Source organism: Perlabentimonas gracilis (genome assembly GCF_011174675.1).
GTDB classification, from domain to species: Bacteria; Bacteroidota; Bacteroidia; order Bacteroidales; family Tenuifilaceae; genus Perlabentimonas; species Perlabentimonas gracilis.
Genome location: NZ_JAANIG010000057.1, coordinates 1 through 15,611, shown reverse-complemented (window position 1 = coordinate 15,611; position 15,611 = coordinate 1). Strand labels below are relative to the sequence as shown.

Below are 15,611 nucleotides of genomic sequence, written 5' to 3'. Positions count from 1 at the left end.
GTGAAGGCGGCTACGCCGCCTTCACCCCCTTAGACCTCTTGAAAGTACTGTCATTTCGAGCGAAGCGAGAAATCTATATTTATTAGTCGGTCAGTAGTGTTTTTCTTTGTGTTTTTTGTTACTTCTTTGGGATCTTTGTGTAATAGCACTTTAAAAAATAGCACAAAGTTCCACAGAGGTTTTCACAAAGTTCCACAAAAGGCTTTTGAGATACCCTCGTACTCTGTTAACTAAATGACATTGGGTAATTAATACTTCTTTACCTGCGTAAATCCAAAAAATCTGCGTAATCTGCGTTCAATCTTTCAATGGACTCACTCTGCATCCTCAATCATCCCCGGAACGTACTCAATCTCCCGTTCAGTTTTGGCCACTATGGTGGAGATCATGGCATCGCCAGTAACATTAAGTACGGTGCGGAGCATATCCAGCGGACGATCGATGGCAAGGATTAGCGCCAAGCCCTCAACGGGGAGCCCCACGGCGTTAAGCACAATGATAAGCATTACCATTCCTGCTCCTGGCACACCTGCCGATCCTATGGAGGCTAGCGTTGCCGTAAGGATAATGGTAAGCTGCTGCCCAAGAGTAAGATCAATACCAAAAACCTGCGCTATGAAAACCGCTGCCACAGCCTGATACAGGCTGGTACCATCCATATTTATGGTTACGCCTATGGGCAGCACAAAGCTGGCCACATCGTTGCTAACGCCGAGACCCTTCTCCACCTGCTCCATGGTGACAGGAAGCGTTGCCGCACTTGAACTGGTGGAGAACGCCACCAGATGAACAGGGAACATGGTTTTGTAGAAATCGGCAAAACGAATGCCTGCAAATAGCCTCAGAAAGGTTGGGTAGATAACCAGCGCCACAAAGAGTAAGCCGCCAATTACCACAAGGGCGTAAAGCCCCAGGGTGGCAAACAGGTGAAGCGAATCGGAAACATTATCGCCCGAGAAATCGACAATTAGCCCAGCCAACAGGGCCATGACCCCTATGGGGGCAAACTGCATAATGAAATCGATGATCTTAAGGATTACCTCGTTGAGCCCTGCCACAAAATCTTTCACCACCTCAACCTTGGGATTTTTAACAATTACCAACGCCAACCCAAAAAGGATGGCAAAGAAAATTACTTGTAGCATATTGGCATTGTTGGCTGCTGCACCAACAATATTCTCGGGTACAATATCCACCAGAAATTGTAGTGGGCCATCGGACTTAATATTATCTACAGCAATTTTACGCCCCTCAATATCATGAGCGTACATTTCCATCATCTCAATACGTTTCTCCTCGGGAAACGACTTGCCGGGCTTAAGGATATTAACCAAGAGCAACCCAATGGTTATGGCTATTACAGTGGTTACCAGATAGTACGAAATGGTTTTGATGCCAATGCGTGATAGCTTGGTAATGTCGGACAGTCCGGACACCCCGGTAACCAGCGAGGCAAATATCAGGGGCATTGCCACCAGCTTGAGCAGGTTGAGAAATATTAAGCCAAAAGGCTTAATCCAATCGTTAACAAACCAGCCAATACCCGTTGAAACTGCAATAATGCCCACCACAACACCCACCAGCATCCCAATAAGTATTTTAGCCCAAAGAGGTAGTCTATTCCACATACTAGTCATTTATTTTATGGTCAAATATATCGATTTTGATGCTTTTGAGGAATAAAAGTTTACACAACGCCTTTATTTTTCGGGAAATTGCACAAAAAAAGCCGGCAAAAACCGGCTTCTTGTTCAAGTATTTCTATGGGGTTAGCAACCGCATCCGCAGTCGTGGCCTTTGTCATGATCATGTGAGTGCACATGGCCATGGGTTAGCTCCTCGGCAGAGGCGTCGCGAATATCTTCAACCTTACCAGTGAAGTGCAGATCCTGACCAGCCAGTGGGTGGTTAAAATCCATTACTACATGATCCTCTTTCACATCTACCACCAAGCCGTTAAGTTGATTTCCTTCTTGATCGACCATGGGCAGGCGTGCACCAACCTGAAGCATTTCATGATCAACCTTACCTTCGCGCTCAAATATATTGATGGGTAACTTAAGGATATACTCACTCATAACCTCACCATAAGCCTGATCGGCAGGAATTGAGAAATCGAAGCTATCACCAGCTGTCATATCCTTGATATTATTCTCGAACGAGGGAATTAACGTGCCATTTCCGTAGATGAACTGCATTGGGCTTTCAACCTCTGCCCGGTCAACAATCTCACCATCCACTTTTAGCTCGTAGCTAACTGATACAACCTTGTCTTTTGAAACGTTCATGAAACTATATTTTATTGATTAGTAATTTACTGAGTAAGATTAACTCGCCTCAAAGAAACGGCATAAATTTAAGAATACCAAAACTGGGTGGCTGATTGTTATCACGTTTGCACTCTTTAACCCTTCGTTTGGGGCTATAGATATAGACATTCTCCTGATAGGGTACATGAGTACTTGCGACATAAATGTTTGATTAGGCTTGGTTTACATACAGAAAGTTCTCCACAAACCAAAGACATAAATCTACACAAACACCTGACTATATGCTTCTTAACCAAGAAAAACGGCCTAAAAACCGAAATCGACTAAAAAAAAACTGAAAAAGCCTTGGAAAATCAAATCAAATCATCACCTTTGTAATGTAGTAATTATAATTTATTTATCAATTTTCACAATTCGTTATGAAAGGAAAAGTAAAATGGTTTGATGCAGCTAAAGGTTTTGGCTTTATTCAAACTGAAGAAGGCAATGATGTATTTGTTCATTACACAGGCATTGCTAAAGAAGGTTTCAAGCGTCTAGACGAAGGTCAAGATGTAGAATTCGAAATCACCGAAGGCAAGCGTGGCCCTCAGGCTACCAACGTTAATGTTATAGAATAAAGGAGTTATTCTATATACGTACGCGAAAAGGCTTTGGTAACCAAAGCCTTTTTTCGTTATATAATGTTTTGCTCTACAACGTGAAGTTAACCCTTATCATAGGGTTTTGGGGATAGGGCGAGTAGCTGCTGCCCGACAGCTCCCACAGCAGCATAATATTGAGCGCAGCCTTATCGCCCAGCTTCTGCCTGTAGCCAACCCCAGCCAGGAACAGCTCTACCCAAGTTTTTCCGCTTATGGATGAACCAAAAGGATCGATCATCCGCCTATCGATAAGCAAGCGCTCGTACTCGGCATGGAGCATGATGCCACCGTGCATTTTCACCGGAAGTATTTCGCTAAAATCGGGAACTGGTAAAACCTGAGTAAATACTGAGCCACCCCATATATGGCTATGGTAAGCCGAGGCAGCCTCACCCCAAAAGTATCGTTTTTGCCTGTAGTAGCTATAGCGTCCGCTAACCCCAACCGACCATTGCGGTATAACCCAAATCCCCCCTACTGGGATAACATCAACCTGCGTTATATCGCCAATGGTAAGCCCCAGCGAACCGCCCCAAAACAGCTTATCGGAAAATTTTGCTGGCGTTTTAACAGCTGAACCTTGCGCCATAACCTCAACAGAACCAAGCACAACAAGCATCAACACCCCCTGCTTAATGCGATATATTACTCCCATAGCTAAAGTTTAATTCATTTCTCACCTTATAAAACCACAAAAATAGCATAGTTTTTGCTTACAAAAAGACCAACAAAAGACAAACCACCATCTATTTACAACGGAAGTTTACTACTTTTGTTTTAACCCGCAAACCTAAATGCTGTATGAATATAATTGTCACCGGAGCATCGAAGGGCATCGGCTTTGAGCTTGCCACCAAGTTTGCCTTACACGGAAATCACCATATAATTGCCATCGCCCGAGATGAGTCGAAGCTCGAAATGCTGCGCAATACATGCGAGGAGATTAACCCACAGGCCAAGCTCTACCCCATCCCTTTCGATTTGGCTTCGGACAATCTGGCCAACACCAACCTAAAGGAACTTATCGCAAAGCGCCTTCCCCATATCGATATCCTTATAAACAATGCTGGCCTGCTGGTAAACAGCCATCTGCTCAACCTATCCGATGATGATTTGTGGCGTATGATACGCGTAAACTTTGCGGCTCCAGCTCAGCTCATAAAGCTGCTTTTGCCAATGATGAGGCAAGGGTCGCACGTGGTAAATATTAGCAGTATGGGCGGATTTCAGGGTAGCGCAAAGTTCCCTGGGTTATCAATCTACTCGGCCACCAAGGCAGCGCTGGCCATCCTCACCGAATGCCTCGCCGAGGAGCAAAAGGAGGCTGGCATTGCATTTAACTGCCTTGCCCTTGGAGCCGTTGCCACCGAGATGCTGGCAGAGGCATTCCCTGGCTATAAAGCACCAACATCGGCCGCCGAGATGGCCGATTTTATATGTAACTTTGCACTAACCGGCAACAGGTATTTCAACGGAAAGATACTTCCAGTTACCATATCAACACCATAAATATTATTGTAAAAAACCATTGCTAGCCCTTACTATGCAGCTAAACAAATATTACGCACTTATATTTTTCTGGACTGTACTAATTGGAATACAGCAAGGCAACAGCCAAGTTCTCCCAAGGTTTTCCACATTCTCCCAAGAAGAGAAGCAGCAAAATCTGTATATCGATGATGTTTCGCTTTTTGTTGTTCAGCAGGTAGACTCGGGCAACTACGAGAATGTAAAACGAATACTAGAGTATGGCATTAGCCCTAACACCGAGTGGTATGGCACCACAGCACTTATGTATGCCGCACAGCGAGGGCATTACGAGATTGCCCGCGAGCTGATGATTTATGGAGCAGAGCTAGATACCCCTAATCCCGAAGGGCTAACTGCCCTTCACTTTGCCACTGCAAGCCACAAGGATAGCATTGCCGAGTTGCTAGTGCTAAACAATGCAAATCCGCACCCCACAAATAACCAAGGGGTCTCGCCCTTACATTACGCCAGTGCCTACGGATACCCCTATATGGCTTACCTCCTCCTATACTACGGAGCACATATCGACTCGGCCGACTACTCTGGTAACACACCCCTAATGGCTTCGGTATACTCTGGTGCACTAGAGGCAGCCGACTACCTGCTTGAGAACTGGGCCGATGTGGACAAACCCGACAACAGTGGGGTAACCCCACTTATGGTTGCTGCTCAGTTTAACGACACCACCATGATGCGTCTGCTTACCGATTATGGAGCGGATATTGACAAGAGGAACAACAATGGCGTTACTGCCCTGGCTATAGCCATAGCAAACAAATCGGAGGAAGCAGCAATATTTCTGCTTGAGCAGAAAGCCTCACTCCACAACCTCCCTCCCGAAATGAGCTATGCCGACTTGGCTAACCGAAACGGATTAAAAGAGTTAGCGCTTACCTTAGATGGCATTGGAAGCCCATTGTCAAAAAAAATTCAGCTGCATTACGTAGCCCCATACGTTAAAAACACCATCAATAGCAACGATTTTTTTATGGCCATTGGAGCCAACACCACCCTATTGCCCTACGGTATTAGCTTTGCAATAGACTTAGGGCTAAGGCCCTACACCAAGGCCATTGTTGTTGAAGACACCTATGCCACGTATCAGTTCTTTGAGCGGCGATACGCTGTTGGTTTAAGCATTGCAAAAGATCTGGCGCAGTTCACTACCCGCAAAAAATCGACAGTAAGCTTTTCGGTAGGGGTAAAAGGGGTTACTTCGTGGGGAAAGTACAATGTAGAGAGCAGTGTTTATAAGGCCAAAACCTATCACTTTATTACACCCGAAATTCAATCGACATTAGCTAGAAATTGGTTTTACCTATCGGCAAGCTTCCATTTGCTCACCATGGATCATCTAAAAGAGTCTCCCCTATCGTTTAGCATCACTACAGGATTCATTATTGACCCAACAAAGTCAAAGGTTAAAAAGAAAAGGATTGACTGGTACTAAGCACTCCAAGTTGAAGGATGAGAGAGTATGACAAGTAAAAAATCGATATTCGTTTACCCAGTATACCCGCTACTACTTGTGTTGATTTTAGCACTGCAGGGCTGTGGACTAGGGGAAAATCGTTCCAACTGCCTATCGAAACAGCCGTTACATTTTGGTGTATTGGCCCTGATAACCCTAAACGGAGAAAACCAAAATATTACGGTGGCAGTATATGAGGGTACGATGGAGAATAATACCCTTAGATACGAAAAGAAGCTGAACAAGTACTCTAGGGAACTTTGGCTCGAAACCAACAAGCAGTACACGGTTATTGCATACTACAAGAAGGATGGCAAGACCTATCAGGTGGTTAGCGGAATAGAAATGTCCGTATCGCAATCGGGCAGATGCTACCAAGTAAGCAATACTGTTATCGACCTAAGACTGAAGGATTAACCAATCACATCTGTTTACTCCATGGAACACCTAAGCACTCAAAGTACATTCAGATACTCCCGAAAGCTTTTGATTATCATTACAATTATTGCAATGGTGTTAATAAAAAGCTGCAGCATCGAAAACCTCTTGGAGTTTAATTGTTCGGAATGCTACCCCGACAAGCCTCTTGACTCATGGGTTAAGTTGCACCTTTCCATTAACGAAGAAAACACTGAAGTCCCCATAACGGTTTACTTAGGCCCACCCGAGAACGAAGCAATTGTGCTAGAAGAGGTTGCCAGCAAGGAAACTCATTACATCTACATTGAAAATGAGACAGTGTACACCGTAGTTGCAAAGTACAAGGTTGATGGTAGAACACGATTTGTTTTCAACAAGATTGAAACGAAAATATTTTACGATTACGAATCGTGTAATGAACCCTGCTACTGGGTGTCGGGAGCCATAGCTAATATGCGAATCGCCAACTGACAGTATAGTACCTATTACTGCCAAAGCCCCATGAGAGACTCATAAAGTTTCAATTATAATTTCTGCTGACAATTAAATCCATTGAGATGTTTGCTACACCTTCTGCAACTCCTCCATTAGCGCTCTGCGCTTGGGGTATAGCCTTCGGAGTTCATCAATCACAACATTGGCCTTGTCTCGCTCTCCCATCTTTATCATCCTTCGCAAATAGCGACAAGCATTTTGGTAATGATTACGGCCCACATTAACCTCCATATCCTTTAGAATTGCCATCTGGTAAAGATCGGCCATCTCCGAGGGGAACTCTTTAACCAAGTACTTAGAGTAAACATCGATGGCGCGGAGCGAAACATCTTTTCTTACAATGTTAAGCAAATCGGACCAGCGTTCCTCCCAAACATATATCTGCGCCACGGTGGCGGAATCGCCCCACCGGCTCTTGGTTTTAAGTTCCATGACAAGCCCATCAACATAACCATTCCACTCTTCCTTAGAAATATTCTTTTTAAGTACATCAAAGTAAGGTTTTCTCTCCATATGGCTTTCGAGAAACAATGTTCGCGATAGTTCAAGTACTTTGTTAATATCATTCTGCAGTTGATAAACTTTAAGCAGCAACTCCTTCCAGTTAGTCACCAATCCCTCAAACTTCCCTTTGTGGGCCTTAATGCCCTGCTGGCAAAGCGAGATGGCCTTCGCATAATCGTTTTGGGCAATAGCCTTTTCTATAACGGCCTTACGAAAATCGGAGTTCAAAATATTTTCCTCCATATACTTTTCGGCCTGCTCCTCACCCTCTGTTTTTCTTATTAAACTTAACCTAATACGCTGTGCTTGCCTGTAATCCCAATCCCAACCCAAATCATCTCTTTTGGGCTTTATGGTATCAAGCAACTCGTATATTTGTTTTACCTCCTCATCAGACGATTGAATCTCCACAGCAATAGTAAGCATTGAAGAGTGCCAGTTCCAACCTGCGTAAATATTTTTCTTGTAAGATTCTATACAGTATTCAAAAAGATATTTTCGAATCCTCTCGGGCAATTCCAATTCTGATATTGAATAAAGAATACTGATGCTGGATTCAACACTGGTTCCAATATCGGCATTGCTGTCGTCGGAATAGTCGAGAGCTTTGGTCATCTCCTCCAGAATGGCAATGGCCATATACATTGCCGATTCGGTATTCCCTGAATTTAGCAGTTGCTCGGCATTCTGCACCATTTCATAAACCTCATTGCCTACATTCCTTACCTCGTAGTAATCGATATAACCCTTTCGGCCCATAGCATCTTGGAGAATAGCCTTAACCTGCTTTGCATACAACTCCTTTGATTCGGGAATTATCTTGTATGCATACAGCCCCACAAACAGTTGCCTGAAGTTCCTGTCGCTTTCACATTTTTCGCGAACAAAATCTTTCAACTCTTCATGCGGCATTATATCCAGCAAATCATCCACCTGTTCGGCCACACTCTTGCGTTTGCTCTTTGGCTTTGCCGAAGATTTTGCTGATTTTAATCCCCTTACCTCTAAACCTAACTCATCTTTCTGAAGGTAGAAAAGAGCTGCCACCACGTGCTTGCAAACGGGGCCAAAATCGTAGGGACAGGTACACACAAACTCTGTCACCTCATTGTTGTCAATCTTTAAGTTCACAACATAGGTTTCGGTACCCTCAACAAGCACCTCGAACTCGCCTGGGGAAATTAGTTCGGGCTCACCAACATATCCTTTTTTAAAATACTGTAAGCCTCTTTTCAGTATAGTCTCATCGATATACTGCTCAAATGTGTCTAATGGTATTTTCATATCAAACTATTCATCAGGTTCTTCTCTTAACTTTAGAATTCTGTAAACATAGTTCCGGGCTTCGTCCGAAAACCCACTCAGGTCCTCGTCCTTTACATGACCTTCAATTAGTTGGTTTGCAACAATAAAAATGTAGTTTCTTCTACTCATCCTATCGTAACGCTATGCGATGTGCTTGTCGAACTCCCTTACTCGACCATAAAGATCATGGTAAACATCACGATTATCGGTTGAGTTCGCCTTCCAATCTTTAAGCAGTTGGTAAAATTCATTTAGTCCATTCTCAAATTCCTGCTGCAGCCCTTTCTCGATAATTGTTCGTGCAACTTTTTTGTCGGCTTTAGATAGTTCCTTATCTATATAGATTTTGGCATATTGTAAACTGTATCTAAATGGTCAGACTTTCTATGTATTACATCAAGGTAGCTATTTACCTTTTCCTCATACTCGATATGGTAGTCGGGGTGCAACTTCTTCATAAGGGTTATCACCCTGCGCACTGTCGATGCGACCTTGGTATCAAAAGGAGTAAAGCATGTGCCCAGCAATCCTTGATAATGTTTAAACAAATCGTCAAGGATATACACAAGTAAATCAGCTTCTAGCTTCTTGTTCTTTGATATTTTGGCAAACTCGCTTACCCGCTTATTGCAAGCACCAATCATATTAGCCAAACGAATCTGTTCGGAGAACCCTTTGTAACGTTTAACCCACAGCTTGTCGATATCCTCAATGGCCTTGTTGTACAATTCTACCTCGCCCTCCTGCTTATCGAAAAAATGCACCGATAGGAAGTCGTAATACTCCTTGCGCGATGCCATTGCAATAACCATTTCGGCCAGCTCGCTTTTTGAGTAGGAGCTAACCAACTCTTTAATTTCAGATCTACTACGTTTCATTTCTTGAGTGTTCAACAAAACATTCCACAATTGCCCCAGCAATCTCCTTGCTATGCGAGCGCCTACTGTCAAACAAATCGATATACCTACAACCCCTAATTGCCTTGGATATATTTAACGCCTCGTTGTGGCTATGGAAACTATCCTTTGAGGCGCCAATCACCAAACAGTTTGCTTCAACTTTTGGCAGGTATTCCCATATACTGAACCGAGCCATGGCCCGCACGGTAGCGGCTAATCGTTTTGGGTTGGCCTGATCGAGATTGCGACAATTTATCTCGTAAATCTCCCTATCGTCATTTATATCGATAGTAAAACTGCGCATATACCACTTTACAAAAGGTTTAATTACTCCGTAAAGGGGTACACCCACCCAGGTCAGCCCAAGCAACCAGCGAGGCCAAGGAAAACTTGCCGAGGGCTGAACCAGTACAGCCAAACTTGGACTTAACAATTGATTTGCCAGCAAAACTGCAGTTCCCGAGGCCGCTAATGAGTAGCTAATCATAATATAGTCTTTATCGGCCAATCCAAGCGCTTGAATCGCAACGGGAATATCGGCAGCGATATCGGCAACAGTAAAACCTACAGGCGAGGTAATTTTTGCAGACCCCTTCTCTCTAGTCTCCACATAGTAAACGGTGTGCGTAGATGTTAGCTCTACCAGCAAATCCTTAAAACTATCGATAACGCCAGCTAGTCCGGGGATTAGAACAATTGGTGGCAGATTATCATTTACGCTTGGCGTGAAGGTTACAACACGAAGACTTACATCAGCATTTATCTTAACAAGTTCAACAATCCAAGTTGCTCGGGGTGCACAGTATGCAGAAAAGTTAAATTTAGAATTCTTTTTAACCATATCAAAACAATGAGTAACAAATGCAAAGATAAAAACTAATGCAAAAAAGCGGTCACCAAATGATTTGGTAGCCAATGCTGCAATACAGAAATACAGATTAATGGTAGCATCTACTACAAACACCCATAAACAACTATTACTTAACACTGTAACTTCATATGAGGGCGAGTGCATATTGATTAATCAACATCTCATCTGGATATATCTGAATGCAACCCAAAACAAAAAACGCCCTAAAACCGAATGTTTTAGAGCGTTTTGAATTCATTTGAATTCGTTTTCGTGGAGCTGGAGGGAGTCGAACGCATCTTACACAGCCCTTATTTTATAGGCTTTTCAAAATCCACAATCTTAATAGGTAACCGAATAGGTGTCTAAAAACATCCTTTTTGAATGAAAAACTAGTTGAAATTTTATAAAAAAGTTGCAAAAACCAGCTACCCATCTTACCCTAATCACGGAATCCTTTGCCAACCCTACGATTGAATAGGGTATGATAAATATTTTTTGTCTTACCCCATCTTACCCACAACAAAATAAGCTATCCCCTTTAACAAAGATATTAAATTCTTATCTCTGGGTACTCGCCAAGCAAATCCCTAAAAAGATTTAGCTATAGGAAAAACACTTCACTCTTTTTCCTTATTTATTTCATCAATCCCAAAAGCTGTTGAAAGCTCTCTCGAGAGCATCAACCGCTATATGTATTATTATTGTTTCACACCCATTATGTTCACGTGCACGTGAACACGAAAATATAGTGAACATTTATTGGCTTAGCAATAGTCCTTAAGCATTTTTGATTCATAAAGCTATGGGAATGAAATCGCAATAATGTTGGATTAGAATAACTCCAATTGGTTTCGTTGGCATACAATCCCCTCCTTGTTCAAACCTTAAGCCACCAAAAGCCCCAATACCGATTAGCATTCAGCATTTTAATTTTTATGCTCTTTCTAGGAAGACCTTAACTTGAGCCATTATAAAAATTAAGCTGAATGTCTATCGGCATTATACCTCTGTGGCGTTCCAATTCGACATTGTCCTTTGGAACGCACATTGGTATAAGTGGAGGGTTTGTCAAGGGCGATGATACCAAAATGAACAAAACAACAAGACATCGCTTGTATACCCTTGACAAAGCTGGAACGTGGGCTAGCTTTGCTTAAGGGGTTGACAAGGAAACATTATTTAAGTCAAAAATGACTTTTGCTAATTAATCAACCCTAGATTAATACAGTTCTTACAGAACGATTAATCCTGCAATCTAAAAACGTAGGTTATAGTTCCGGTTTGGTATGCTGGAGCCTTTTGGCTCACATCAAACTTTGCCCTGTGGGCAACTCTTTCGGCTGCATTTATTAACTCGGTGTCGTTAGTTGTTGAACCCCTAACACCTCCCCTTACATTAGTAACATTACCATTTCTGTCTACGGTAACCTCTACCACCACCGTACCGCTTTTTTTGGGTGGGTATTCTGGGGTTGGAAGTTTTAGCGCAGAACGACCACCTAAACTAAAACTGATGCCGTCGCCTGCTCCTGTGCTGCTTTCTTGGCCTGAGAACAACTGGCTTCTATCCAATTCTCTTGGCTTATCTTCAACTACTTTAGTGGCTTGTTCTTTATATAAGACAGTCTCCCCCGTCTTACCTTCATAAAAAAATCTAGCTATTAATGAATTGGTGTGAATCCTTGTGTTTGAGGCAGTCCAACTCCTTTCTCCCAGCAAAAGACCTTCGAGAGTATTCAGTTCTAACGAATACCTTACCGTATGAATATTACTGTTTTTTAATTTTTCTAACTGATCACTTGTCAAAGGGAAAGCAGCTTTGGAAAGGTTATCTACAAGATCACTTGCTCTCTTTTTAGTACAAGTTAACACCTTACCATCTTCAAGATAAATAATTACCTTATCGCTAAATTGTGAACCGAAACTCGATTCAGTTATAACTCCCAAAAGTCCTGTTTTACCGTCTTTAGCGAACAATATAATCAAGTCACTGCCATCTTCTGCATTAGACTGTAGAGCAATTTTTTCAGTGCAGGGGAAACTATTCTCACCAATAAAGAATAAATTTTGGCCTTTTAGTGATAGCACAATGAATAGTGCTAAGCATAGAGTAATTAGATACTTTCTCATTTTTTCTATGATTATATTTGTAGTTAAAACAATTGCATACCCATAGAATATAACCAATAATCTCAATTGGTAAACTACCCCACCACCCCATTCATCCTACTATAAATGCTCTTCATCATTATCTCCTTAACCAGGTCGCCAAAGGCTTTGTCCTCAAGGATCTTCTCGAAAATATCCTGATTCTGATCCATACGGTCGATTAGCTTGGTTAGGAATAAATCCTCGAAGGCATATTTGAACGTATCTATTTTGTTAACCTTGGCTTGGCTTTGTAAGGTTTCGTCCTGCATAAGCTCGGTTTCAATCTGGTCGAAAAATAGCCTATCGGCCTCCTCGAACTCGGTGCCAAACCTATCGTTTAGCACATTAATAATTTCAGATAGTTTGGCTTCCTCGTCCTTGGGGCGTTTTAAGCCTGCCTCAAGCGTTCCGCTTAATTCGCCATTTGCATCTTTATCCAAACCAATTGCTCCCTCGGCTATCTTTTGCAAGCGGTAATACTCCAGGGCAACCTCATCGGTAAGCTGCAACGATTCGGCCAAATCTCTCTTGGGCAAACGGGTTTGCAGTAGCTTGGCGTATGCATAGAATTTCTCCAGATCGGCATCGGCAAAGGGCATTATTTGCGAAAGGAATGCGTAAAGGTTGGTCCAGGTTCTGAGCATCTTCTTAAACTCATCCCGCTTCTCCTCCTCGTCAATGGCCTTAAACCTATCCACTGCGGGATCGGTTAGTGCGTAGAGTTTCTTCTGATCCCTTGCGCTGTTCAGCTTGGTAATTGGGTTAAAGTAGATATTTGCAAAGGCATCAATCTCCGAATACCAGTAAACCTGAAACTCGTCGAGCTTGGTTTTCAAATCGTACAGGTGATTTGGCTCTGCATCCTCCTTTATGGTGGTTATTTCGTAGTATGGCTGGAATGAGTCTAGGATGGTTTGCCTATCGTTGGCAAAATCGAGCACAAAGGTATCCTCCTTGCCGGGATAGGTTCTGTTAACCCTTGATAGCGTTTGCACAGCCTTTACGCCCGATAATTTCTTATCGACATACATGGTGTGCAGCAAGGGTTGGTCGAACCCTGTTTGGTACTTATCGGCAACAATAAGGATTTTGTACTCCTCCTTATCAAAAATCTTGGGGAGTTCCTTCTCCCCAAATCCTGTTAGCTCGGGTTCAGATACGCCATCGGGGAAATTATCGTCGATTACCTTGCCCGAGAACGCCACCAAAATTTTGATATTATGCTGATACCCTTTTACCTTGATATAGCGGTTAAACTCCTCGTAGTAACGCTTGGCGTGTAAGCGCGACCCTGTTACCACCATAGCTTTAGCACGACCGCCTAGCTTCTTAGCAACTATCTGCCTAAAATGCTCAATAATAATTTCCGATTTCTGCGCCAGGTTGTGCGGGTGCAACGACACGAATCGGCCAATGGCCTTCGACGCTTTCTTCTTGTTCAGCTGGGGATCTTCCTCAATGGCCTTATTAAGTTTGAAGTATAGCTCATAGGTAGTGTAGTTCTCCAGCACATCAAGAATAAACTCCTCCTCAATGGCTTGGCGCATTGCGTAAAGGTGGAATGGCTTTGGCTTACCATCCTTGTCGGTATAGCCAAAAACCTTTAGGGTTTTATACTTTGGCGTGGCGGTAAAGGCAAAGAATGATATGTTACCGTGCTGACCCCGAATAGTAGCCGAACGCTCTATCTGCTCACGGATATAGTCCTCATCAGTGTAATCATTTGAATCGTCTTCGGCTTGTGCATCCTCAAGCGATTTGACTGCTAGTACTTCCTTCATCTTCTTGCTGGCCTCGCCACCCTGCGAGCTGTGCGCCTCGTCAATAATTACAGCATACTTTCTATCGGGCAAATCGCCCACCTTATCGATTACAAAGGGAAACTTTTGCAGCGTTGTTATGATGATATTTGAGCCGTAGCCAAGTGCCTGAGCAAGCTGCTGGCTATCCTTATCAATTTTCTGGACAACGCCCGATTTATGCTCAAATTGATAGATGGTGTTCTGCAGCTGCTGATCGAGAACTTTCCTGTCGGTTACCACAATTACGCTATCGAAAAGGCGATTATCGAGCGTATCGTGCAGGCTCGATAGACGGTAGGCAAGCCAAGCAATGGTGTTACTCTTGCCCGATCCGGCTGAGTGCTGCACCAGATAATTTGTGCCGGCTCCTTTGGCCAGCACGTCGGCGCCAATCTCCCTAACGGCATCGAGCTGATGAAAACGAGGGAAAATAAGTTTCTCTTTCCTTATGGTTCGCCCTTCAATCTCAAACTCCTCAGTTTGCAGATGGACAAACTGATGGATTATCTCCATCCAGCTATCCTTGGTTAGTATCTCCTCCCATAGATATGAGGTTCGGTAGCCCTTGGGGTTAGGCGGATTGCCCTTACCATTATTGTAGCCCTTGTTGAATGGTAGCCAACGGGTTTTTGTACCATCAACCTTGGTGGTCATAAACACCTCGTCCTGATCGACCGCAAAGTGAACCAACGCCCTTTTTTTGAATGCGAATAGCAACTCCTTACTATCGCGCGTGGTGTTGTACTGCCTTTTGGCGTTGCTGGTATCCTGACCCGTAAACTGGTTTTTAACCTCGATGGTTGCCACGGGAACACCGTTGAGCGATAGCACAATATCAACAGAATTCTTGTTGGTATTGCTATAGTAAACCTGCCTAAAAACCTTTAAACTATTAGATTGATAAAGCTTATAAGCATCGGGGTTTAGCCCCGAAACAGGTTTTAGGTAGGCCATTTGGAATTTCACCCCGTAATCGGTAAAGCCCTTGCGAAGCACATCCAAACTACCCCGCAGCTCCATCTCCTTAACCAATCGGCTTATAACCCTATTATCCACATCAGCCCCGTGAATGGTGGCAATTTTCTCCCACTTTTTGGGCTGCGACTCCTGCAGGAACTTTAGTACACCGTATTTAAACAAGCCCAGCTCGGGGCTGTAATCGGGGGCATTGCCCAGTCATGTTCGGAAGATTAACAGATTGAAATTGAGAAATATAAGGTCAGGATTGTAGTTGAAATTAAAGAATAGGTGCTTTATTAACAAAAAA

13 protein-coding genes are annotated in these 15,611 nt (G+C 43.3%); 5 read left to right on the top strand and 8 right to left on the bottom strand.

Annotation, left to right across the window (positions count from 1 at the left end; all coding sequences use genetic code 11):
- Window positions 1-314: 314 nt before the first annotated feature.
- Both G8O23_RS16105 and G8O23_RS16100 read right to left on the bottom strand, forming a co-directional pair.
- Entirely contained in the window at window positions 315-1,628 is a 1,314-nt protein-coding gene (locus G8O23_RS16105) for a dicarboxylate/amino acid:cation symporter (RefSeq protein ID WP_166366729.1), read from the bottom strand.
- 141 nt (window positions 1,629-1,769) lie between these two features.
- Window positions 1,770-2,288, bottom strand: a complete 519-nt coding sequence (locus G8O23_RS16100) for an FKBP-type peptidyl-prolyl cis-trans isomerase (protein ID WP_166366727.1) — start codon at window positions 2,286-2,288, stop codon at window positions 1,770-1,772.
- A 401-nt stretch (window positions 2,289-2,689) separates the two neighbouring features.
- Here G8O23_RS16100 and G8O23_RS16095 point away from each other — a divergent pair, with 401 nt between their 5' ends.
- A complete protein-coding gene (locus G8O23_RS16095; protein ID WP_166366725.1) occupies window positions 2,690-2,890 on the top strand; it encodes a cold-shock protein in 201 nt (66 codons plus the stop codon).
- 73 nt (window positions 2,891-2,963) lie between these two features.
- Here G8O23_RS16095 and G8O23_RS16090 read toward each other — a convergent pair whose 3' ends face one another.
- Entirely contained in the window at window positions 2,964-3,569 is a 606-nt protein-coding gene (locus G8O23_RS16090; RefSeq protein WP_166366723.1) for a hypothetical protein, read from the bottom strand.
- 146 nt (window positions 3,570-3,715) lie between these two features.
- On the opposite strand from G8O23_RS16090, the gene G8O23_RS16085 reads away from it, so the two are divergent.
- From G8O23_RS16085 to G8O23_RS16070, 4 genes are all read left to right on the top strand, one after another.
- Complete coding sequence (locus G8O23_RS16085; RefSeq protein ID WP_166366721.1) at window positions 3,716-4,423, top strand: SDR family NAD(P)-dependent oxidoreductase; 708 nt, start codon at window positions 3,716-3,718, stop codon at window positions 4,421-4,423.
- Window positions 4,424-4,457: 34 nt separating this feature from the next.
- Window positions 4,458-5,894 (top strand): ankyrin repeat domain-containing protein, encoded by a 1,437-nt coding sequence (locus tag G8O23_RS16080; RefSeq protein WP_166366719.1) that lies wholly within the window; start codon window positions 4,458-4,460, stop codon window positions 5,892-5,894.
- Window positions 5,895-5,921: 27 nt separating this feature from the next.
- Entirely contained in the window at window positions 5,922-6,332 is a 411-nt protein-coding gene (locus tag G8O23_RS16075) for a hypothetical protein (RefSeq protein ID WP_166366717.1), read from the top strand.
- Between the two features lie 93 nt (window positions 6,333-6,425).
- Window positions 6,426-6,806 (top strand): hypothetical protein, encoded by a 381-nt coding sequence (locus tag G8O23_RS16070; protein ID WP_166366715.1) that lies wholly within the window; start codon window positions 6,426-6,428, stop codon window positions 6,804-6,806.
- A gap of 93 nt (window positions 6,807-6,899) precedes the next feature.
- Here G8O23_RS16070 and G8O23_RS16065 read toward each other — a convergent pair whose 3' ends face one another.
- The 5 genes from G8O23_RS16065 to G8O23_RS16045 form a co-directional block, all read right to left on the bottom strand.
- A complete protein-coding gene (locus tag G8O23_RS16065; protein ID WP_166366713.1) occupies window positions 6,900-8,618 on the bottom strand; it encodes an SWIM zinc finger family protein in 1,719 nt (572 codons plus the stop codon).
- 356 nt (window positions 8,619-8,974) lie between these two features.
- A complete protein-coding gene (locus G8O23_RS16060; RefSeq protein WP_166366711.1) occupies window positions 8,975-9,517 on the bottom strand; it encodes a hypothetical protein in 543 nt (180 codons plus the stop codon).
- The gene (locus tag G8O23_RS16055) at window positions 9,507-10,379 is read right to left on the bottom strand and encodes an alpha/beta fold hydrolase (RefSeq protein ID WP_166366709.1); all 873 of its coding nucleotides are present in this window, start codon (window positions 10,377-10,379) and stop codon (window positions 9,507-9,509) included. The genes G8O23_RS16060 and G8O23_RS16055 overlap by 11 nt, the downstream gene beginning before the upstream one ends.
- Before the next feature lie 1,254 nt (window positions 10,380-11,633).
- The gene (locus G8O23_RS16050) at window positions 11,634-12,521 is read right to left on the bottom strand and encodes an energy transducer TonB family protein (protein WP_166366707.1); all 888 of its coding nucleotides are present in this window, start codon (window positions 12,519-12,521) and stop codon (window positions 11,634-11,636) included.
- A 74-nt stretch (window positions 12,522-12,595) separates the two neighbouring features.
- A complete protein-coding gene (locus tag G8O23_RS16045; RefSeq protein ID WP_235942321.1) occupies window positions 12,596-15,484 on the bottom strand; it encodes a type I restriction endonuclease subunit R in 2,889 nt (962 codons plus the stop codon).
- Between the last annotated feature and the right edge of the window lie 127 nt (window positions 15,485-15,611).